This is a genomic window from Actinoallomurus sp. CA-150999, from assembly GCF_050942425.1.
Classification (GTDB): Bacteria; Actinomycetota; Actinomycetes; order Streptosporangiales; family Streptosporangiaceae; genus Actinoallomurus.
Window position 1 is genome coordinate 4,819,095 of sequence record NZ_CP192063.1, and the last position, 20,768, is coordinate 4,839,862.

Genomic DNA, 20,768 nt, shown 5'->3' on the forward strand with positions numbered 1-20,768 from the left:
CCATGCACCAGCCAGCGCTGTCCCATCTCACCGCGGCCGATCCCGACCTGGCCGGTCTCATCGAGACCGAGGCCCGCCGCCAGCACGACAAGGTCCGCCTCATCGCCTCGGAGAACTACGTCTCCCCGGCGGTGCTGGAGGCGACCGGCTCCGTCCTGACCAACAAGTACTCCGAGGGCTATCCCGGCAAGCGCTATTACGAGGGCCAGCAGGTCGTCGACCCCGTCGAGGAGCTGGCCCAGGCGCGCGCGCGTGAGCTGTTCGGCGTCGACCACGCCAACGTCCAGCCGTACTCCGGCTCGCCGGCCAACCTCGCCGTGCACCTGGCGTTCCTGAACCCGGGCGACACGTTCCTGTCGCTCGAGCTCGCCCACGGCGGCCACCTCACGCACGGGTCGCCCGTGTCGATCTCCGGCAAGTGGTTGCGCCCGGTGCACTACGGCGTCGGCCGTGAGACCGGCCGCGTCGACATGGACCACGTGCGCGACCTCGCCCGCGCGGAGCAGCCGAAGGTGATCTTCTGCGGCGGCACCGCGATCCCGCGGACGATCGACTTCCCGGCGTTCGCCGAGATCGCCCGCGAGGTGGGCGCCGTCCTCGTCGCGGACATCGCGCACATCGCCGGGCTCGTCGCCGGCGGCGCCCACCCGTCGCCGGTCGGGTACGCCGATGTCATCACCACGACCACGCACAAGACCCTCCGCGGCCCGCGCGGCGCCATGATCCTGACGACCGCGGAGCACGCGACCGCGATCGACAAGGCGATCTTCCCCGGCCTGCAGGGCGGCCCGCACAACCACACGACCGCCGCGATCGCGGTGGCGCTCCGGGAGGCCGCCCGGGAGGAGTTCAAGGCGTACTCCCGCCAGATCGTGGTGAACGCCCAGGCGCTCGCCGCCGCGCTGACCGAGCGCGGGTTCGACCTGGTCTCCGGCGGCACCGACAACCACCTGATCCTCATCGACCTGACCGCCAAGGGCATCGGCGGCAAGCCGGCCGCCAAGGCGCTCGACCGCGCCGGCATCGAGCTGAACTTCAACACGGTGCCCTTCGACCCGCGCAAGCCGTGGAACCCCTCGGGCATCCGGCTCGGCACCGCCGCGATCACGACGCGTGGCCTCACCGAGGAGCACATGCCGTTCATCGCGGCGTCGATCGACCAGGCCGTCGCCGCCGCGGATGACGAGGCGGTCCTCGACAAGATCGCCGCGGAGATTCGCGAACTGCTCGCCGGCTTCCCGATGCCCGGCTGGACCGCGACGCCCTGACCCGCCATCGATGACGAGGGCCCGGCGTCTCGGGGCGCCGGGCCCCGTCGCGTTCGGCCCGGAGAGCGCTGATCTCGCGGAAACGGTCACGTAGCGACCCGGAAACAGCGATGCGGAACGCTGGTCCCGTTCAGCCGCCGAAGGGGATCATATGCCGCTGCTCCGCGTACGCACCGAGATCGACGACCGGCCGGGCCGCCTGGCCGTCCTGACCGCCGCGCTGGCCGCGCAGGGGGCGAACATCCTCGACCTGTCCGTCCAGGTCGACGCGGACGGCGTGGTGGACGAGTTCGTCGTGGACGTGCCCACCGGAACGACCGCGGAGGCGCTCAGCGTCGCCGTCGCGGCCGCCGCGGGCCGCCGGACCAGCGTCGTTCCGGCGACCCCGCACGAGCTCATCGACGAGCCGAGCCGCGCGCTCTCCCTCGCCGTACGCCTCCGGTCCAACCCGCGAGCCCTGCCGGAGATCCTCGCCGAGCTGCTGCGCGCCGACAGCGCAGAGTGGGTGGCCGGCCCGGCCGCGCTCGACGAGCAGCCCGATCCGGCGACGATCAGCGTCTCCGTCGGGCACCTGCGCGGGGTCCTGCTGCACCGGAAGGGGCTGCCCTTCACGCTTACGGAGATCGCCCGGGCCAACGCCCTGGTCCGCTCCCTGCTCCCCGCCCACGGCCCGGCTCCCACCCGGCGATGCCTGACCCTCGGCGACGGCACCGAGATCACCGTGCGGCCGCTGACGCTCCTCGACGCCGACGGCGTACGGGACCTGCACGCCCGCTGCTCGAGCGAGAGCCGGCGCCGCCGCTACTTCAGTGCGCGGGACGACATCCCGGAGCGGCTGCTGCGGGTCTTCTGCGACCGCGCGCACGGGCTGACCATGGCGGCCGAGGGCCCGGACGGGTCGATCCTCGCCCTCGCGCACCTGATGTACACGCTCGACCCAGGCGTCGGTGAGCTGGCGTTCCTCGTGGAGGACGGCTGGCAGGGCCGAGGCATCGGGGCGGTGCTGGCCCGCCGTCTCCTCGCCGTCGCGCACGAGCAGGGCCTGGCCGAGGTCCGCGCGACCATGCTGGCCGACAACTCCCGCATGCGCGCCCTGCTCGACGGCCTCGGCGGGCGATTCCTGCGGTCCGACGACCCGAGGCTGCTCGACGCGCGCATCGCGCTCGGCCCCGACCGTACGGAAGCGCTCGAACCGACGCGGGCGGGAGCGGCACGGTAGCCCAGGTGGGCCCGTCACCCGGTGGAGAAGATCTCAGACGAGGCCGCGCAGGACCGCTTCGACGGCATCGACGAGAGGGTCGCCTTCGGTGCCGGACCTGCGGATGAGGCCGAGCTCGACGTCGGGCAGGGCGGGGAGCCGGGCGGTGTCGGCGGCAGCGGTCAGGTCCGCGTCGAGGTTGGCGGGCAGGAGCGCGGCGACGCCCAGCCCGGCGCGGACCGCGGCGAGCACACCGGCAAGGCCGGTGCTCTCGAAGACGACCCGCCAACGGCGGCCCGCGGCGTCGAGCGTGTCGAGCACGGGCGCCCGCCATCGGCACGGCTGGGAGAACAGGACGAGCGGCAGCGGGTCGGTCCGCGTGTCGAATCCGGGGGCGAACGCCCAGGTCAAGGGAAGCCGCACCGACCACCGTGGCGGTTCGGGCAGGTAGGTCGGGTCGCAGAGCGCGAGATCCAGCCGCCCGCTCTCGAAGGCGTGGCGCATCGCGGGCCCGGAGACGCTAATCACCTCGAGCGTGGCGTCGGGGTGGACACCGGCGAAGTCGGCCAGGGCTTGGGGCAGCCGGGCGGCGGCGAGGTCTTCGATCAGGCCGATGCCGCAGTGTCCGGTGAGCATGTGGCGTGCGTCGGTGAGCGCCTGGGCCGACAGCGCGAGGATCCGTTCGGCGTACGGCAGCAGAGTCTCGCCGGCCGGCGTCAGCGTCACTCCCGAGGACGTCCGATGCAGCAGTGGCCGGCCGACGGTGCGTTCCAAGCGGCGTATCTGCTGGCTGAGGGCCGGCTGAGTCTGCTCCAGCGCGGCGGCGGCGCGGCTGATGCTGCCGGCGCGGACGGCGGTGACGAAGGCGCGGAGAAGGCCGGTTTCCAAGTCCATCGGCATAACGAACCGTTATAGCCGGGGGTGACATATCGCCACTTCCTTGGGGCGGTCGCCGGTGGATAGCGTGCCGACCGTGCGTTACCACCACGTCGATGTCTTCACGCGAATGCCCTACAGCGGCAACAGCCTCGCCGTGTTCCCCGATGCCTCCGGCCTGGACGGCGCGCAGATGGCGCGGATCACCAAGGAGCTCCGGCATTTCGAGTCGATCTTCCTCGAGCCCGGTACGGACCGTCGGACCTACCGGGCGAGAGTGTTCGATCTCATCGAAGAGCTGGACTTCGCGGGGCATCCGGTGATCGGGGCGGCATGCGTGGCGCACCATCTGACCGGCGACAGCGCGGCGGAACGCTGGACGATCCGGTTGCCGGCACGGACCGTCACGGCGATGACCACGCGCCGCGGGCCCGGTCACTACTTGGCGGTGCTCGATCAGGGTGGAGCGGAGTTCCTCGGCGCGCCGGCGGAGTCGCGTCGCGCCGAGATCGCCTCCTGGTTCTCTTTGAGCGAGGCGGAACTCGACCCGATGCTCACGCCGGAGGTCGTCTCCACCGGTCTGCGCTACCTCATCGTGCCGGTGGCCCACGAGGCCCTGGCCCGCGCGCACATCGCACCGCCCGATCTGGACGCCAAGCTGGCGGAACTCGACGCGCAGTTCGCGTACGTGCTCGACGCCGCCGCGTTGGAAGGACGGCACTGGAACAACGACGGGCTGGTCGAGGACGTCGCGACCGGCAGCGCCGCCGGTTGCGTGGGGGCGTACCTGCGCCGCCACGGCCGCGTCGGCGACGGCGAGACGGTGACCCTGCACCAGGGGCGCTTCACCGGACGGCCCAGCGAGATCACCGTCCGGGCACACGGGTCCGGGACCAGCGTCGGTTCGGTCGAGGTCGGCGGCGACGTCGTGCTCGTGGGAACCGGAACCCTCGACCGGGTGCCGTCGTGAACGGTGCGGCCCCGCACTTCGGCGCCGAGGCCATCCGCGCCGTCGTCGGGTTCGAGGATCTCATCGAGCCGGTGTCCGCGGCGTTCGCCGACTTCAGCCGGGGGCTGGGCGATTCACCGGTCTCGGTGTTCGCCCCGGCCGGTGCGGACGGCGACGTGCACGTCAAGTCCGCATGGCTGCCGGGATATCCGATCTTCACGGTGAAGGTGGCGACCTGGTTCGCCGAGCGGGCCCGCCGGGGCGGCTCCGCAGGCGCCGGGATGGTCGCGGTCTTCGACGCCGAGACCGGCGACCTGCGCGCCCTCCTGCACGACGACCATCATCTGTCCGACGTCCGTACGGCGGCCGCGGGAGCGCTGGCGACGCGGATCCTGGCCCGCCCCGATGCGGCGACGCTCGGGGTGCTCGGCACCGGCGTGCAGGCATATCTGCAGGTGCTCGCCGCCGCTGCCGAGCGCCCGATCCGTACGGTCCGGGTCTGGGGGCGCTCCCACGCGGCCGTCGAACGACTGACCGCGGCACTGCGGGCCCGACGCCCGGACCTGCGGGTCGACCCGGTCGGCACCGTGCGTACGGCGTGCGCGGGTGCCGATGTGCTGATCACCGCGACGGCCAGCAGAGAGCCGCTGGTCGAGGCGGCATGGTTGAACTCGGGGACCCACGTCACCGCGGTCGGCGCGGACGATCCCGGGAAAGCCGAGCTGTCTCCGGCGTGTCTGCTGCGAGCCGACCGGATCGTGGTCGACAGCCGGGCGCTGAGCGCCGTGCACGGCGACCTCGCCCTGGCGAGGGCCGAGCGCGTCGAGCTCGACCCGGTCCCCACCGAACTCGGCGAACTGCTCGCGGGGAGCGCACCCGCCCGAACCCGCCCGGAGGAGATCACCATCTGCAAGCTCATCGGCCTCGGCGTGCAGGATCTCGCCGCGGCCGCCGTGACCTTGGAACGACTGACCAGCGGCCGGATCCCGGCGCATCGGCCGGCGAGTGTGGAGGATCTGCGACGATGAGCATCGCCGCCTGCTGACCGGAGAACCACATGCCAAAGATCAGGCCGATCACCGCGGTCGACCGAGTGATGGACGGCTTCTTGGACGAGTACGCGGCGCTCGATCCGATCGCGGCGACCGAGTTCGGCGTGTCCGGCCATGAGGAGCGCCTGCCGGATCTGTCACCGGACGGCCTCGCCGAGATCTCCGCGCTGCGACGACGCACCCTCGCCGCGCTGGACCGTGCCCGCCCCGAGGACGCCGTCGACCGGGTCACCGTGGCCGCCGCGCGCGAGCACCTCCAGGTCGCCGAACTCCTCCGGGACGCCGGAACCGAGGAATCACGCCTGAACAACATCGAAAGCCCGCTTCAGGGAGTACGGCAGGTCTTCGACTCGATGCCCACCGCCACCGTGCGGGACTGGGCTGCCATCGCGACGAGGCTCGCCCGGGTGCCCGAAGCGATCGGCGGATACGTCGCGTCGCTGCGCACCGCGGCGGCGGACGGGCGGATCAGTCCGCGACGCCAGGTACAGGCGGGGATCGCACAGAGCCGCGCGTGCACCGGACCGGACGGCTTCTTCGCCCGCCTGGCCGCCGGCGCGGGGCCACGGGATGGCGTCCTCCCCGACTCGGTCCGCCGCGATCTGGAACGCGGCGCGCGCGCCGCCGCCGCGGCCTATGAGGAACTGGCCCGTTTTCTCGCCGACGAACTCCTTCCCAAGGCGCCGGACGAGGACGCCGTCGGCCGTGACATGTACGCGCTGTTCTCCCGGTCGTTCCTCGGCTCCCAGGTCGACCTGGCGGAGGCCTACGAATGGGGGCAGGAGGAGCTCGCCCGCATCACCGGGCGGAAACGTGACATCGCCCGGCGGATCCTGCCCGGAGCGACGGTCGGCGAGGCGATGGAGCACCTGACGGCCGATCCGGCCCGCAGGCTGTCCGGCGTCGACACCCTGCGCGCGTGGATGCAGGAGAAATCCGACGCGGCGGTGGCCGCCCTCGCCGATCGCCACTTCGACATCCCCGCCGCGATCCGCACACTGGAGTGCCGTATCGCCCCGACCAGCACCGGGGGCATCTACTACACCGGGCCGAGCGAGGATCTCACCAGGCCGGGCCGCATGTGGTGGGCGGTCCCGGCCGGAGTCACGGAGTTCTCCACCTGGCGCGAGCTGAGCACCGTTTACCACGAGGGCGTGCCCGGCCACCACCTGCAGATCGGGCAGACCGCACTCCGCCGCGAGGAGCTCAACCGGTGGCGCCGGCTGGCGTCCTGGGTGGCCGGCCACGGCGAGGGCTGGGCGCTGTACGCCGAACGCCTCATGGCCGACCTCGGCTTCCTCGATGACCCCGGAGACCATCTCGGCATGCTCGACAGCCATTCCTTCCGGGCCGTCCGCGTGGTGATCGACATCGGTTTCCACTGCGGATTCGCCGCCCCCGCGGAGGCCGGAGGCGGCGCGTGGACGCCGGACAAGGCGTGGCGGCTGCTCGCCGCTCATTCCGCCAAGAACGCCGCCCGCCTGCGCGAAGAGCTCGATCGCTACCTCGGCTGGCCCGGACAGGCCTCCGCGTACAAGCTCGGCGAGCGGTCCTGGCTGCGGCTACGCGACGAGGTGCGCGCTCGCGAAGGCGCCGCGTTCGACCTGAAGGCCTTCCACCACAGGGCACTCGCCGTCGGCAGCGTCGGTCTCGACGTGCTCCGCTCGGCGCTGTCCGGAGAGTTCGACCATTGACGGGGCGGGCTAGGGTCGTGGGGAGTCGTACGGAGGGGGCACCCGATGACGATGCCGTCTTTTCCGCCCGAGTTCCCCGGCGCCCCGAAGGGGCCGTCGTAGCTCGCCCGTAGCCACGGTGGCACACGAGGCGTGTGAGCCCGTCTCCATCGTGCGGAGACGGGCTCAGAGTTAGGTCCGGAGGCTCAGAGGAGCGCGCAGTCGCCGCACTTGCCGCCGCCCGGTACCCGGTAGTAGAGGCAGCAGCTTCGCCGGCGGAAGCCGTAGCGACCGAAGCCGCCGGTTCCCGCCAGCGGAGACCCGGCGAGGAGCTCCTCGGCGAACCGCAGCGCCGTCCCGGAGACCGGAGGACGGGCCCGGGAGACGACCGTCATCGCACCGACGAGGGCCGACGCCGCGTTGCCCCACAGCAGGCCCTCGGCGACCGGCGTGACCGCCCGTACCGCCGCGACCAGCGGTGCCAGGTGATCCTCGATCACGACGCGACGGAGCGTGGGCAGGTCCGCGGGAAGCGCCGCCGCGCCCGGCGTCGCCAGGAGGATCGGCCCGGGGGAGGCGGCTCGCCAGTAGGTACGGGCGGGATCGAGGTCCGGCACGCGGCCGTGGACGACGGCGGTGGCGAGCGCCGGCGACCAGAGACGGCCCGCGACTCCCTGGAACAGCAGGGAGGCCGCGACCCGGTCCTCGGACGTGCCGAGACGCACCCGTACGGCCGCGATCTGGTCGGGCAGCGCGGGACCGTACAGCTCGGTCAGCGGCCGCCACAGCGGATGGTCCGCGACGTCGGGGTCGACGGCGACGGAGAAGTACGGCCCGACCCGGGCCACGTCGGCGAGCGCCTCGTCCATTGTCACCTGCGAACCCTGTCTCATCGCGCTCGAGCCTGCCCCGGCGCACCGCGTCCGGTCAAACCAGGCCCTGGACCGATCACCGTCACGGTTCTGGGAGCATGGAATGCGTGATCTACGACCATCCTTGGGCGTACGAGCTCGCCTGTTCGTTCCGTGACGTCGGCGGCGAGGTCGACGTGCTGCGGCGCTGGGCGGGCGACGCGCGGAACGTTCTGGAGCTGGCGGCCGGGCCGGCGGAGCACGCCCGGGAGTTCGCCCGCCGGGGCGTGGCCGCGACCGCTCTGGACCTCAGCCCGGCGATGTGCGCCTATGCCCGTGAACGGGGGAGCGGGCTGCCCTTGGAGGTCGTCGAGGCCGATATGACCGACTTCAAGCTCGGCCGCCGCTTCGACCTCGTCATCACCATGCTCGACTCGACGGCGCACCTGATGACGCTGGACGCCTTCGTGGCGTACCTGCGGTGCGTCGCGGAGCACCTCGCCGAGGACGGGCTCGCGCTGATCGAGATGAGCCACCCCGCCGACCGGCTCAGCGAGACGCCTCGCGTCTCGGCGGCGTGGGCCGTGGAGAAGGACGGTGCCAGCGCCCGCGTCCGGTGGGGTGAGCCGTCGGATGAGATCGATCCGATCACCCAGATCGTCGAGGACCACGTGACGATCGCCATCGACGGCGGCGACGTGATCCAGGGCGTGGTGCCCTACCGCTTCTGGACGGCGACCGAGCTGGACGCGGCGCTCCGGCTCGCCGGCGGCCTCACGGTGGAGGCGCAGTACGGCGACTTCGACCCCGGCGTGCCCCTCGACTCTCCGGAGGCCTGGCGCATGATCACCCTGCTGCGCCGGTCGGCCGGTGCGGGGCCCTCATCCGGCTGAGCCCGGACGAGAGCCCCCCAGGGCCAGCCTCACGGCGAGGCGATGCGGCCGATCTCGGGCGGCAGCTGGCTCGCGGCCGCCCGGTCGAGCAGGAACAGCGTGCGCTGCCGGCCGCGGGCGCCCGCGCCGGGGACCTGCACCGGGCCGGCGTCGGACAGCGCCAGGTGCACGGCGCCCGCCTTCGACTCGCCCGCCGCGATGATCCAGATCTCCCGCGCCGTGTGGATCGCCGGCAGGGTCAGGGAGAGGCGGGTCGGCGGCGGCTTGGGCGCGCCGTGCACGGCCACCACCGGACGCTCCTCCTCGTAGAGGGCGGGCATGCCGGGGAACAGCGAGGCGACGTGGGCGTCCGGACCGAGGCCGAGCATCAGCACGTCGAACGACGGGACGACCCCGTGGTCCTCCGGGCGGGTCGCGGCCCGCAGCTCGGCGGCGTAGTGCTCCGCCGCGTCCTCCGGGGTCAGGCCCGAGTCGGTCGACGGCATGGCGTGCACCCGTTTCGGGTCGACGTCGACGTGGTCGAGCAGGGCCTTGCGCGCGCCGGTCTCGTTGCGCTCCTCGTCACCCGTCGGCAGGTAGCGCTCGTCGCCCCACCAGATGTCCAGGTGTCCCCAGTCGACGGCGTCCCGGGCGGGGGTGGCCGCGATCTCCTCGAGCACCGCGGTGCCGACGCCGCCGCCGGTCAGGACGAGGTGCGCCCCGCCGCGGGCCGCCTGGACGTCGACGAGACCGGTCACCAGGCGGGCCGCGACGGCCTTGGCGAGCAGGGACTGGTCCTGGTGGACCAGCACGGACGGGGCGGTCACGACTTCTTGCCCCTCCCGGCTCCGCGCGGGGCCTTCGCCGCGGCCGGAGCCGTCGCCGGAGCGGCGGCCTCGGCGGGCTCGTCGAGACCCTTGGCGCACCGCAGGACGGCCTCGCGGTAGACCTCGTCCGGGTCGAGGCGGCGCAGCTCTTCCGCCAGGAGCTCGGACGTCGGCCGCCGGTGCAGCGCGACCTGACGGTCCGGCTGGTCGGGCCGGGACAGCGTCGCCACACGGCCGTCGGGCCGGGTGATCGCGACGTCGCCGCCGTTGGTCGTGGTGAGGCGTACGGCGGTGATGCCCGGCCCGTGCGACTCGGTCACGGCGCACGGGATGGCGAGACGCACCGACAGCCACGAGGCGAGCAGCGCGGCGCTGGGATTCTGCGGCTCGGCCTCGACGATCGCACCGGTGATGTCCTCGCGCGGCTGGTCGAGGATCGCGGCCAGCAGCGAGCGCCATGGGGTGATACGGGTCCAGGCGAAGTCGGTGTCGCCGGGCACGTACGCCCCGGCCAGCCGGGTCAGCGTGTCGATCGGGTCGGTGCTGCCCTTGGCGTCGGTGACGCGGCGCTGGGCGAGCGCGCCGAGCGGCTCGTCGGCCGGCTTGCGCGGAGCCACGCCGGGCCACCAGGTCACGACGGGCGTGTCCGGGACCAGCAGCGGCAGCACGACCGAGTCGGAGTGCTCGATGAGCTGGCCGTACAGCCGCAGGATCACGGTCTCGCCGGGCCCCGTCTCGCCGACGCGGACCTCGGCGTCGAGCCGGGGCTCCCCGTTGGCATGGCGGGCGATCACCGCGATGATCCGGCACGGGTGCTCGCGGGCGGCCTCGGTGGAGGCGCGGACGGCGTCGTACTGCGCGGCCTCGTCGGTGTAGATGACGAGGGTCAGGACCTTGCCGGTCGCGGGTCCGCCCATCCGGTGCCGGGCGGCGCTCAGCGCGTCCTGGATCTTCCGGGTGGTGGTGTTCGCGAGGTCGATGTTCATCAGAGTCGCCTCCACGCCCGGCCGTCGCGGGCCATCATCTCGTCCGCGGCCTTCGGCCCCCCGCCGCCCGACTTGTACGGTTCGGGCTTACCGTGCTTGTCCCAGTACTCCTCGATCGGGTCGAGGATCTCCCAGGACAGCTCGACCTCCTCCTGACGGGGGAAGAGCGGCGGGTCGCCGATGAGCACGTCGAGCAGCAGGCGCTCGTACGCCTCGGGGGAAGATTCGGTGAACGACTCGCCGTAGTCGAAGTCCATGTTCACGTCCCGGACCTCCATGGAGGTGCCGGGGACCTTCGAGCCGAACCGCATGGTGACGCCCTCGTCCGGCTGCACGCGGATGACCAGGGCGTTCTCCCCGAGCTCCTCGGTGTCCGTGACGGCGAACGGCAGGTGCGGAGCGCGCTGGAAGACGAGCGCGACCTCGGTGGCGCGGCGGGTCAGCCGCTTGCCGGTGCGCAGGTAGAACGGCACGCCCGCCCAGCGGCGCGTGTCGACGTCCAGGCGGACCGCGGAGTAGGTGTCGGTACGGGAGTTCGGCGGGATGCCCTCCTCCTCGAGGTAGCCGCGCACCTTGACGCCGCCCTGCCAGCCGGCGGAGTACTGCCCGCGCACGGTGTAGGCGCCCAGGTCCTTGGGCAGGCGTACGGCCGACAGGACCTTCGCCTTCTCCGCCCGCACGGACTCGGCCGCGAACGACACCGGCTCTTCCATCGCGGTCAGCGCCAGCAGCTGCAGCAGGTGGTTCTGGATGACGTCCCGTGCGGTGCCGACGCCGTCGAAGTAGCCCGCCCGGCCGCCGATGCCGATGTCCTCGGCCATCGTGATCTGCACGTGGTCGACGTAGGAGCGGTTCCAGATCGGCTCGAACAGGTTGTTGGCGAACCGCAGCGCCAGGATGTTCTGCACCGTCTCCTTGCCGAGGTAGTGGTCGATCCGGAAGATCGACTCCTCGGGGAAGACCTCGTGCAGGATCGCGTTGAGCTCCTGCGCGCTGGCCAGGTCGTGTCCGAAGGGCTTCTCGATCACGACGCGGCGCCAGGAACCCTCCGACGGCTGCGACAGGCCGCTGGCCTGCAGCTGCTTGACGACGTCCTGGAAGAACTTCGGCGGGATCGACAGGTAGAACGCGTAGTTGCCGCCGGTGCCGCGCTTCTCGTCCAGCTCCTTGACCGCCATGGCGAGGGCCTCGAACGCGCCCGGGTCGTCGAACGTGCCCGGCACGAAGTGGATGCCCTCGGCGAGCTGGTTCCAGACGTCCTCACGGAACGGGGTACGGGCGTGTTCCTTCACCGCGTCGTGCGCGAGTTGCCGGAAGTCCTGGTGTGCCCAGTCACGGCGAGCGAACCCGACGAGCGAGAAGCCCGGCGGCAGCAGGCCCCGGTTGGCGAGGTCGTAGATGGCGGGCAACAGCTTCTTACGGGACAGATCACCGGTGACGCCGAACAGCACGAGCACACACGGCCCGGCCACCCGCGGCAGCCGCTTGTCCCGGGGATCGCGAAGCGGGTTGAGCGCCTCTAGAGCCCTCTTCATCGCGTGTCTCCGTTCCCGTCGGCTTCGTGTTCATCACAGGGAGTACGCGGCGGCGCCCCGATCGTCCCGGTGGGCCATCTCATGCCCAACTTCCCTGTCCTTCCTAGTGGCGCCCGGGCGGTGGGCCGCCTTGGCGTCGTCCTCTTCGTTCAAGCGGCCGTCCGTGCTCGGCCGAGCCGGTGACCATCTTTCGCTAACCCTCGTATCGCGCGCGATCTTCCCAGCGTCGCAGGATCTACACGGTCAGGTACCGGAAAGGCGGAGAACCCGGACAGGAACCAGGATGGCATGCTCGGCTCTCCCTCAGTCGCCTAGGGCGGTCTCCAATTCGGTGAGGCCGGCCGCGCGGTCCCGCAGGTGCAGCCGGACGGCCGAACGGCCCCGGGAGCGCAGCGCGCGTAGATCACCGAAGGCCTGGGCGAGTTGCAGCGCCTTCAGGCCGTACGGCCGGCCGGGCACCTCGACGTCCCGTTCGACCGCGCCGGTGATCTGGACGACCAGCCCGCCCGGAGGGCCGTCCTTGTGGGCCTGGCCGGTGGAGTGGAGGGCCGCCGAGCCCCAGCCGAAGCCGACCGGGACATCGCGGCGCCGCCGGCCGAGCAGCGGACGCAGGCGAGCGGCGGCGGCGTCCGCGACGCGGTCCAGGTGGGCGATCACCGCGAGGTGCCCGCGGTCGGGGACCGCGCGGAGCACCGCGTCGAGAGCGCTCCGCAGGTCCTTGGCCCCGTGGAGCAGCTCCGCGGGGCCGTGCACCTCGACGGCGCCGTCCACCAGTGCCGGCTCGCCGGCGATGAGCGTTGGGGCGGCGCCGTCCTCCGAACCGCGCAGCAGGGCCGAGACCGCGCTCTGGGACTCGCGCAGCGCGGGCTCGTCGAACGGGTCGACGCCGATGATCCGGGCGGCCACGGCCATGGCGTAAGCCCACAGCGGGAACTGCGCGCCGAGCGGGCCGGACACCGCGAGGCCGGGGCCGCCGACCCGGTCGCCCAGGGCGAGGAGCCACCGGTCCTCGCCGGATCCCAGCGCGCCCACGTCCTCGACGGCGATCGGCACGACGCCCTTGCCGTCCTTGCCCGTCGCCGCCGCGGTCAGCTGCTCGACCCAGCCGGCCAGCCCGGGAAGGCCCGAGCCGTTGTCGGCGATGATCAGTTTGTCGCGGCCGTGCGCGGCGGCGGCGCCCAGCGCCGCGCCGAGCGTCAGGCCCGGATTGTCGTACGGCGGGCGAAGGGCGGGCAGGAGGGCGGCGGCCTCGTCGAGCAGCCGCTCGACGTCGGCCCCGGACAGCGCGGCCGGAAGCAGCGCGGACGCCGACAGCGCCCCGAACCGGCCGGTCGTCTCCGGGTCGGACAGGACCACCCGGTAGCCGGTCTCCTTCGCCCAGGACTCCATCGGCGAGCCCGGGTCGGTGACCACGACGATCCGCTCGGCCGGATCGACGCCCGCCGCGCGGAAGGCCCCCTCGAAGACGCGGCGCAGGGCGTCGGTCTCCATCGTGAGACCGCTCTTGTCCGCCACCACCAGGGCCGTGCGGTCCGGCCGGTCGTCGAGCGCGCGGCGCACCTCGTGCGGATCGACGGTGTCGAGCACCGTCAGGTCGGCGCCCTGCCCATGCGCGATCACGTCGGCGGCGCGTGCCGAACCGCCCACCCCGGCCAGCACGACCCGGTCGAGTCCCGCGAACCGGTTCACCAGCTCGGACAGCTCGGGAAGCAGGCGGCGGGACGTCTCCGGCGCGTCGACCCAGCCGAGCCGGCCGGCGGCCCGGCCCGCCGCGTCCGCGCCCCACAGGCTGGCGTTCTTGGCCATGAGCGCCGTGGGCACGCCGTCGTAGGTCAGCCGCCCCAGGGCCTTGTCGGTGCGGCTGACGGCATCGCCCTCGACGGTCACGGACACGCGTCCGGCGGTCACTCGCAAGGTCACGGCGTCTCCTGGCCCGATCCATTCGCCACGCCCCTGCGAGCGGACCCCGCCGGACGTGGGGTGTCGTTCGTTTCTCGCGTCCGGACCCCGGCATACCCGGTCCGACGCGTGTCACTCACAGTACATGGATGATCGCGAGACGCGCCCGGCCGGCTCCGTCGGGTGACGGTCACCGGCCGGGCGAGGCACCAGATCAGGCCTTGTCGCGCAGCTCGCTCTTGATGCTGTCGAGCAGCTCGTTCCAGGACGCCTCGAACTTCTCGACGCCCTCCTCCTCGAGGACCCGGACGACGTCGTCGTAGTCCACGCCGGCCTCCTTGAGGGCGGCCATGTGGGCACGGGCGTCGTCGTAGAAGGACCGCACCCGGTCACCGCGGATGTCCGCGTGGTCGGCGACGGCGTCGAGGGTCGGCTCCGGCATCGTGTTCACGGTGTCGGGGGCGACGAGCTCGTCCACGTACATCGTGTCGGAGTACTCCGGGTTCTTGACCCCGGTCGACGCCCACAGGGGCCGCTGGACGCGCGCGCCCGCGTCCTTGAGCGCCTTCCACCGGTCGGTGCCGAACTTCTCCTCGTACAGCGCGTACGCGAGGCGTGCGTTGGCGATGCCCGCCTTGCCGGCCAGGTCCGTGCGGCCGAGCTTGTCGAGGCGCTTGTCGATCTCGGTGTCGACGCGGCTGACGAAGAACGACGCCACCGACGCGATCTTCGACAGGTCGTGGCCGTTGGCCCGCGCCTTCTCCAGGCCCTCGAAGAACGCGTCGATGACCTGGCCGTACCGCTCCAGCGAGAAGATCAGCGTGACGTTGACGCTGATGCCGTGCGCCAGCGTCTCGGTGATCGCCGGCAGGCCGGCGAGCGTCGCCGGGATCTTGATGAAGACGTTCGGCCGGTCGACCATCCACCACAGCGCCTTGGCCTCGGCCGTGGTCTTCTCGGTCTCGTGCGCCAGCCGCGGGTCGACCTCGATCGACACGCGGCCGTCGAGGCCCTCGGTGCGGTCGTAGACCGGGCGCAGCACGTCGGCGGCCCAGCGGATGTCGTGCGTCGTGATGGCCCGGGAGGCCTCCTCGACGTCGACGCCCCGGACGGACAGCTCGCGTACCTGCTCGTCGTACGCCGAGCCCTTGCTCAGCGCCTTGGAGAAGATCGTCGGGTTGGAGGTCACGCCGACGACGTGCTTCTCGCGGATCAGGGCCTCGAGGTTGCCCGTGCTCAGGCGCTCCCGGCTGATGTCGTCCAGCCAGATCGACACGCCCTCGTCCGAGAGCTTCTTCAGGATGTCACTCATGTCTCTCCTCAGTTGCCGGTCGTTTCACCACGCCCGCCGATGCCCGCCTTGATCAGGCTGGACCCGGCCGCGGCGACGACGCGGTCGGCGGTGAAGCCGAACTGCTGGAACAGGGTCTTGTAGTCGGAGGAGGCGCCGAAGTGCTCCAGGCTGACCGACTCGCCGCAGTCGCCGACGAACGCCCGCCAGCCCAGGCCGATCCCGGCCTCGACCGAGACGCGGGCCCGGACGGAAGGCGGCAGGACGTGGTTGCGGTAGGCCTCGTCCTGGCTCAGGAACCACTCCACGCACGGCATCGACACCACCCGGGTCGGCGTGCCCTTGGCCTCCAGGATCTCGCGCGCCTCCACGGCGATCTCGACCTCGCTGCCGGTCGCGATCAGGATGACGTGCGGCTGGTGGTCGGACGCCTCCGCGAGGATGTAGCCGCCCTTGGCGGTGCCCTCGGCGCTCGCCATCTCGCCGCGGTCGAACACCGGAAGCTTCTGCCGGGTCAGGCAGAGACCGGCGGGCCGGTCCGTGTGCTCGAGGATCGTGCGCCAGGCGACGACGGTCTCGTTCGCGTCGGCGGGCCGGACGACGTCCAGCCCGGGGATGGCGCGCAGCGCCCACAGGTGCTCGACCGGCTGGTGCGTCGGGCCGTCCTCGCCCAGGCCGATCGAGTCGTGCGTCCACACGTACGTCACCGGCAGCTTCATCAGCGCCGCGAGGCGCACGGCGGGGCGCATGTAGTCGCTGAAGACCAGGAACGTGCCGCCGTAGGGCCGGGTGCCGCCGTGCAGGGCGATGCCGTTGAGGATGGCGCCCATGCCGTGCTCGCGGATGCCGAAGTGCAGTGTGCGGCCGTAGCGGTTGCCGGGCCAGTCCTTGGTCTGGAACTCCTCGGGGATGAAGGACGGCTCGCCCTTCATCGTGGTGAGGTTGCTCTCCGCCAGGTCGGCGGAGCCGCCCCACAGCTCGGGGAGGACCGGGCCGATCGCGGTCAGGATCTCGCCGGAGGCGCCGCGGGTGGCGATCTGCTTGCCGGCCTCGAACTCCGGCAGCTTGGCCGTCCAACTGTCCGGCAGGCGCCGCGCGGAGATCCGGTCGAACTCGGCGGCCCGCTCGGGATTGGCGGCGCGCCAGGCTTGGAACTTCTGGTCCCATTCGGCGTGCAGCGCCCGGCCCCGCGTGATGACCTCCCGCGAGTGGGCGAGCACGTCCTTGGGCACGTCGAAGGAGACGTTCGGGTCCAGGCCGAGGATCCGCTTTGTCGCCGCGACCTCCTCCTCGCCGAGCGCCGCGCCGTGGGCCTTGCCGGTGTTCTTCTTGTTCGGCGCGGGCCAGCCGATGATCGTGCGGAGCGCGATGAACGACGGGCGGTCGGTCTCGGCCTTCGCGGCCTCCATGGCCTGGGCCAGAGCCTCGACGTTCTCGTGGTAGTCGCCGTCGGTGGTCCAGTCGACCCGCTGCACGTGCCAGCCGTAGGCCCGGTATCGCGCGTCCACGTCCTCCGACAGCGCGATCGCGGTGTCGTCCTCGATCGAGATGTGGTTGTCGTCGTAAATGACGGTGAGGTTGCCGAGGCGCTGGTGCGCGGCGAGGGCGCTGGCCTCGTGGCTGATGCCCTCCTCGATGTCGCCGTCGGAGGCGATCGCCCAGATGTAGTGGTCGAACAGGCTCTTCCCCGGCGCGGTGTCAGGGTCGAAGATCCCCCGCTCCCGGCGCGCGGCCATCGCCATGCCGACGGCGTTGCCCAGGCCCTGGCCCAGCGGCCCCGTCGTCGTCTCGACGCCTCGCGTGTGGCCGTACTCCGGGTGCCCGGGCGTCTGGCTGCCCCACTTGCGAAGCGCCTTCAGGTCGTCCAGCGACAACCCGTACCCCGACAGGAAAAGCTGAATGTAGAGCGTCAGGCTGGAATGGCCGGCGGAAAGGACGAACCGGTCCCGGCCCGGCCACTTCGGGTCGGTCGGGTCGTGGCGCAGGAACCGCTGGAACAACAGGTAGGCGGCCGGAGCGAGGCTCATGGCCGTGCCGGGGTGGCCCGATCCGGCCTCCTCGACGGCGTCCATGGCCAGCGCGCGGATGACGTCCACGGCCCGCCGGTCCAGGTCGGTCCATTCGAACGAGTTATCAGAATGCGTACTCACGAGACGCTCCAGGCTCCTCTCGACTACGTGTCAGTGTCCCCGCGACCCGTCCCCAGCCGAAAAGAGCCCGTGACCAGGCCACTGCCGGGGCCCGTAGTGAGCCTATCGCTCACGTCGCCACCGCCTTGACAGGTGTTCCTTCATGGTCAACGCCGCGACCCTCATACGGCATTTCCGTAAGATGCCGGGCTTAACCCGTTGTGCCGCGCCCACCCCGGTGACGGGGTGCGCGGGGACCGGCATTACAGTGATTGCGCGGTCCAGCCCATAGGGCGGCGGCCCGATCACAGCCGACTGGCGGCAAGGAAACCCGAGGATCAGACACAGTGTCCCTTAACGTCGTGAACGCGCAGGTGAACATCCGGTGACGGTGGTCATCAACCGTCCGGCGAGGACTCCCGCGCCGCCCACGCCCGGCCGTCGACCGTTCGGCGCGCTGGTCCGTGCCTATGTGGCGCTGACCAAGCCGCGCATCATCGAGCTCCTGCTCATCACGACGATTCCGGTGATGTTCCTCGCCGCCGGCGGCCTGCCGCCGCTGTGGCCCGTCATCGCCACCCTCGTCGGCGGCATGCTCTCGGCGGGCGGCGCCAACGTACTGAACTGCTACATCGACCGCGACATCGACGCGAAGATGCGCCGCACCCGCCGCCGGCCGCTGCCGATGGTGCAGGTCACGCCGAAGGAGACCCTGCTCTTCGGGATCGCCCTCTCCGTCGCCTCCACCGTGTTCCTCGCGCTGGCCGTGAACCCGCTGTCCGCCGGGCTGTCGGTGTTCGCGATCCTGTTCTACGTCTTCGTCTACTCGCTGGTGCTCAAGCGGCGCACGAAGCAGAACGTCGTGTGGGGCGGGATCGCCGGGTGCATGCCGGTCATGATCGGCTGGTCCGCCCTCACGAACAGCATGTCGCTGACCCCGGTCGTGCTGTTCCTCGTGGTGTTCTTCTGGACGCCGCCGCACACCTGGACGCTGGCCATGCGCTACCGCGAGGACTACGCGGCGGCCGAGGTGCCCATGCTGCCGGTCGTGGCCACCGAGCGGCGGGTCGCCGTCGAGGTGATCGTCTACACGTGGGTGACCGTGGCGTGCTCACTGGCGCTGTGGCCGATCGCCCACACGACGATCTTCTACCCGATCGCCGCGGCCGTCCTCGGCGTCGCCTTCCTCGTCGAGGCGTACCGCCTGCTCGGCCGGGTCCGCGCGGGCATCACCGGCGCCGTGCTCAAGCCGATGCGCTACTTCCACCTGTCGAACGCGTACCTGGCGCTACTCTTCCTGGCGGTCGCGATCGACCCGCTGCTGCACTGACGGGTTAACCTCCCGGCATGGCGCGTGTTGATCCAAAGGCGATCCTCGAAGGTCGCATGCCCGGCCGGGCCCCCGTCGGACTGATCATCGGGCTGGTCGTCTCGTCGGTCTGTGCGATCGTGGTCCTGGGCATCGACGCGGTGAACGGGGCGCCGTTCATCGTCGGGTTCGTCCTGGCGATCCTCCCGGTGCCCCTGCTGATCTCGCTGGTCCTCACCCTCGACCGGCTCGAACCCGAGCCGTGGCGTGCGCTGCTGTTCGCCTTCATGTGGGGCGCCGGCGTCGCCGTGCTCGGCGCGCTGATCCTCAACACCGCCGGGTACGAGCTGCTGACCAAGCCGGTGTTCGGGGAGCGGGGCGAGCTCGTCACCGCCTCCGTCGGCGCGCCCCTGGTCGAGGAGTCACTGAAGGGCGCGGTGCTCTTCGGCTTCCTGTGGTTCCGCCGCAACGAGCTGGACGGCCTGACCGACGGCATCATCTACGCCGCCATGGTCGCCCTCGGGTTCGCGATGATGGAGAACGTCGGGTACTACATCCGGGCGTTCCACCAGCACAACCTCGAGGCCGTCTTCATCATGCGCGGGGTGATCTCCCCGTTCGGGCACCCGCTGTTCACCTCGATGACCGGCCTCGGCGTCGCCTACGCCGCCCTGCACCGGGGTGCCGCCCGCGTCGTGGCGCCCGTCGTCGGGCTGTGCGCGGCCATGCTGCTGCACGGTGCCTGGAACTTCTCCACCGCCTTCGGCCTCCAGGGCCTGATGATCGCCTACGGCATCGACTTCCTCATCCTCATCGGGCTGATCGTCACCATCCGGTGGGAGCGCCGCCAGACCGTCAAGCTGATCCAGCGGCACCTGCCGATGTACGCCGGAACCGGCCTGGTCACGCCGCAGGACGTCAACATGCTCGGCAACCTCAAGCTGCGCCGGCGCGCCCGCCAGTGGGCCCGCATGGCGGGCGGCGCGCGGGCGGCGCGCGCGATGGCCGACTACCAGCTCGCCGCCACGGAGCTGGCGCTGCTGCACCAGCGCGCCGAGCGGCACGTCGCCGAGCCGACCTGGTTCTACCGCCGTCGGCAGGACCTGCTGAACCTCATGCACCTGGCCCGCCAGGCCTTCCAGGGCCGGCAGCCGCGGCCGCTCGTGCCGCCGTGGGCCGGACGCGGCGAGTCCGGGTTCCTCCAGCCGGGCCCGTCGTACGGCCCGCCGCCGCCCGGCCCGTTCTCGGCCCAGGGCCCGTACAACCCGCCGGGCCCGTACGGCCCGCAGGAACCCCAGGACACGCCGCCGTACGGTCCGCAGGAACCCCAGGACAGGCCGCCGTACGGCCCGCCCGGTCCGCAGGACACACCGGGACCGAACGGACCGCAGCGTCCGGGACCGTACGGGCAGGGGCCACAGGAGCCTCCGGGCCCCTACGGTCCGGGTCCACACCGGCCGCTCTAGGGGCCTCACGGCGCGGTTCAGCCGTCGGTGAGCGGCTCGGCCGGGGCGACGCCGCGCGCCGTGCCGCGGTCCGCGATCTCCCGCCGGGCGGGGATGCGCTTGCCGAGGGCGATGAAGAACAGGATCAGGCCAACGGTCAGCAGGATGTGCCCCAGCCCGGCGACGAGGGCGATGGCGTCGCCGCTCCCGTGTCCGAGGACGGTCAGCGTCCCGTGGAGCGTCATCATGGCGACGGTCACCGCGAGACCGGCGTTGTAGATCCAGAAGAACCAGCCGAACAGTTTGCTCGTGCTCAGGGCGAACTGCTTCTCCAGCATCAGGACGATGAGGAAGAACAGCATCCCGAGCGCGAGTACGTGGGTGTGCACCAGGCCGAGCTGCGACTGGCCGGTGAAGTGCTTGATCTTGGTGACCTCGCGGTAGTAGAAGCCGCTCACCAATCCGATGATCATGTACAGGTGGGCGGCGTTATAGATCTTCTTCACGGTTCCTGACCTCAGGGTTGGTACTCGACTCAAGTGGCCCAACCCTTCCGCGCCGCCCGATCGCCATCAACGACGGAATCGGTAACGTCTGTTGACTCATCG

At 71.7% G+C, this 20,768-nt stretch carries 17 protein-coding genes; 8 read left to right on the forward strand and 9 right to left on the reverse strand.

From position 1 onward, the window contains the following. The first annotated feature begins 2 nt into the window (after positions 1 to 2). Both glyA and ACQP2O_RS22515 read left to right on the forward strand, forming a co-directional pair. On the forward strand, positions 3 to 1,268 hold the full coding sequence (glyA, locus tag ACQP2O_RS22510) for a serine hydroxymethyltransferase (RefSeq protein ID WP_433188436.1): 1,266 nt from the start codon (positions 3 to 5) through the stop codon (positions 1,266 to 1,268). 151 nt (positions 1,269 to 1,419) lie between these two features. Continuing rightward, on the forward strand, positions 1,420 to 2,487 hold the full coding sequence (locus ACQP2O_RS22515) for an N-acetyltransferase family protein (protein ID WP_433188439.1): 1,068 nt from the start codon (positions 1,420 to 1,422) through the stop codon (positions 2,485 to 2,487). Between the two features lie 33 nt (positions 2,488 to 2,520). On the opposite strand, the gene ACQP2O_RS22520 is transcribed toward ACQP2O_RS22515, so the two are convergent. Continuing rightward, entirely contained in the window at positions 2,521 to 3,360 is an 840-nt protein-coding gene (locus ACQP2O_RS22520; protein WP_433188442.1) for a LysR family transcriptional regulator, read from the reverse strand. 79 nt (positions 3,361 to 3,439) lie between these two features. Between ACQP2O_RS22520 and ACQP2O_RS22525 the strand changes: the two genes are divergently transcribed. The 3 genes from ACQP2O_RS22525 to ACQP2O_RS22535 are packed head-to-tail and all read left to right on the forward strand — an operon-like array spanning position 3,440 to position 7,037. Next, positions 3,440 to 4,312 carry a PhzF family phenazine biosynthesis protein gene (locus ACQP2O_RS22525; RefSeq protein WP_433188445.1) on the forward strand — a complete coding sequence of 291 codons (873 nt, stop codon included), beginning with the start codon at positions 3,440 to 3,442 and terminating at the stop codon, positions 4,310 to 4,312. Further along, a complete protein-coding gene (locus tag ACQP2O_RS22530; protein ID WP_433188448.1) occupies positions 4,309 to 5,319 on the forward strand; it encodes an ornithine cyclodeaminase family protein in 1,011 nt (336 codons plus the stop codon). The genes ACQP2O_RS22525 and ACQP2O_RS22530 overlap by 4 nt, the downstream gene beginning before the upstream one ends. A gap of 29 nt (positions 5,320 to 5,348) precedes the next feature. Further along, on the forward strand, positions 5,349 to 7,037 hold the full coding sequence (locus ACQP2O_RS22535; protein ID WP_433188451.1) for a DUF885 domain-containing protein: 1,689 nt from the start codon (positions 5,349 to 5,351) through the stop codon (positions 7,035 to 7,037). A gap of 185 nt (positions 7,038 to 7,222) precedes the next feature. Here ACQP2O_RS22535 and ACQP2O_RS22540 read toward each other — a convergent pair whose 3' ends face one another. Then, on the reverse strand, positions 7,223 to 7,885 hold the full coding sequence (locus tag ACQP2O_RS22540; RefSeq protein WP_433191116.1) for a (2Fe-2S)-binding protein: 663 nt from the start codon (positions 7,883 to 7,885) through the stop codon (positions 7,223 to 7,225). A gap of 110 nt (positions 7,886 to 7,995) precedes the next feature. Between ACQP2O_RS22540 and ACQP2O_RS22545 the strand changes: the two genes are divergently transcribed. Next, positions 7,996 to 8,760 carry a class I SAM-dependent methyltransferase gene (locus tag ACQP2O_RS22545; RefSeq protein ID WP_433188454.1) on the forward strand — a complete coding sequence of 255 codons (765 nt, stop codon included), beginning with the start codon at positions 7,996 to 7,998 and terminating at the stop codon, positions 8,758 to 8,760. 29 nt (positions 8,761 to 8,789) lie between these two features. On the opposite strand, the gene pgl is transcribed toward ACQP2O_RS22545, so the two are convergent. The 6 genes from pgl to tkt form a co-directional block, all read right to left on the reverse strand. Then, complete coding sequence (pgl, locus tag ACQP2O_RS22550; protein WP_433188457.1) at positions 8,790 to 9,566, reverse strand: 6-phosphogluconolactonase; 777 nt, start codon at positions 9,564 to 9,566, stop codon at positions 8,790 to 8,792. Further along, positions 9,563 to 10,552 (reverse strand): glucose-6-phosphate dehydrogenase assembly protein OpcA, encoded by a 990-nt coding sequence (locus tag ACQP2O_RS22555; protein WP_433188460.1) that lies wholly within the window; start codon positions 10,550 to 10,552, stop codon positions 9,563 to 9,565. Before ACQP2O_RS22555 ends, pgl begins: the two co-directional genes overlap by 4 nt. Beyond that, a complete protein-coding gene (zwf, locus tag ACQP2O_RS22560; protein ID WP_433188463.1) occupies positions 10,552 to 12,087 on the reverse strand; it encodes a glucose-6-phosphate dehydrogenase in 1,536 nt (511 codons plus the stop codon). The genes ACQP2O_RS22555 and zwf overlap by 1 nt, the downstream gene beginning before the upstream one ends. Before the next feature lie 303 nt (positions 12,088 to 12,390). Then, on the reverse strand, positions 12,391 to 14,007 hold the full coding sequence (locus ACQP2O_RS22565; RefSeq protein ID WP_433188466.1) for a glucose-6-phosphate isomerase: 1,617 nt from the start codon (positions 14,005 to 14,007) through the stop codon (positions 12,391 to 12,393). Positions 14,008 to 14,200: 193 nt separating this feature from the next. Then, a complete protein-coding gene (tal, locus tag ACQP2O_RS22570) occupies positions 14,201 to 15,298 on the reverse strand; it encodes a transaldolase (RefSeq protein WP_433188469.1) in 1,098 nt (365 codons plus the stop codon). An 8-nt stretch (positions 15,299 to 15,306) separates the two neighbouring features. Continuing rightward, positions 15,307 to 17,349 (reverse strand): transketolase, encoded by a 2,043-nt coding sequence (gene tkt / locus ACQP2O_RS22575; protein WP_433191118.1) that lies wholly within the window; start codon positions 17,347 to 17,349, stop codon positions 15,307 to 15,309. A 442-nt stretch (positions 17,350 to 17,791) separates the two neighbouring features. On the opposite strand from tkt, the gene ACQP2O_RS22580 reads away from it, so the two are divergent. Next, on the forward strand, positions 17,792 to 18,736 hold the full coding sequence (locus tag ACQP2O_RS22580; protein WP_433188472.1) for a heme o synthase: 945 nt from the start codon (positions 17,792 to 17,794) through the stop codon (positions 18,734 to 18,736). Positions 18,737 to 18,753: 17 nt separating this feature from the next. Further along, positions 18,754 to 20,181, forward strand: coding sequence for a PrsW family intramembrane metalloprotease (locus ACQP2O_RS22585; RefSeq protein WP_433188475.1), 1,428 nt, complete (start codon positions 18,754 to 18,756; stop codon positions 20,179 to 20,181). Between the two features lie 17 nt (positions 20,182 to 20,198). Here the strand turns inward: ACQP2O_RS22585 and ACQP2O_RS22590 are convergent, their stop codons facing one another. Then, positions 20,199 to 20,666, reverse strand: coding sequence for a DUF2871 domain-containing protein (locus ACQP2O_RS22590; protein ID WP_433188478.1), 468 nt, complete (start codon positions 20,664 to 20,666; stop codon positions 20,199 to 20,201). Positions 20,667 to 20,768 lie beyond the last annotated feature (102 nt).

Coding starts and splice junctions, on each gene's coding strand:
- glyA (WP_433188436.1), top strand. CDS start 3: ATGCACCAGCCAGCGCTGTCCCATCTCACCGCGGCCGATCCCGACCTG.
- ACQP2O_RS22515 (WP_433188439.1), top strand. CDS start 1,420: ATGCCGCTGCTCCGCGTACGCACCGAGATCGACGACCGGCCGGGCCGC.
- ACQP2O_RS22520 (WP_433188442.1), bottom strand. CDS start 3,360: ATGGACTTGGAAACCGGCCTTCTCCGCGCCTTCGTCACCGCCGTCCGC.
- ACQP2O_RS22535 (WP_433188451.1), top strand. CDS start 5,349: ATGCCAAAGATCAGGCCGATCACCGCGGTCGACCGAGTGATGGACGGC.
- ACQP2O_RS22540 (WP_433191116.1), bottom strand. CDS start 7,885: ATGGACGAGGCGCTCGCCGACGTGGCCCGGGTCGGGCCGTACTTCTCC.
- ACQP2O_RS22555 (WP_433188460.1), bottom strand. CDS start 10,552: ATGAACATCGACCTCGCGAACACCACCACCCGGAAGATCCAGGACGCG.
- zwf (WP_433188463.1), bottom strand. CDS start 12,087: ATGAAGAGGGCTCTAGAGGCGCTCAACCCGCTTCGCGATCCCCGGGAC.
- tal (WP_433188469.1), bottom strand. CDS start 15,298: ATGAGTGACATCCTGAAGAAGCTCTCGGACGAGGGCGTGTCGATCTGG.
- tkt (WP_433191118.1), bottom strand. CDS start 17,349: ATGGACGCCGTCGAGGAGGCCGGATCGGGCCACCCCGGCACGGCCATG.
- ACQP2O_RS22585 (WP_433188475.1), top strand. CDS start 18,754: ATGGCGCGTGTTGATCCAAAGGCGATCCTCGAAGGTCGCATGCCCGGC.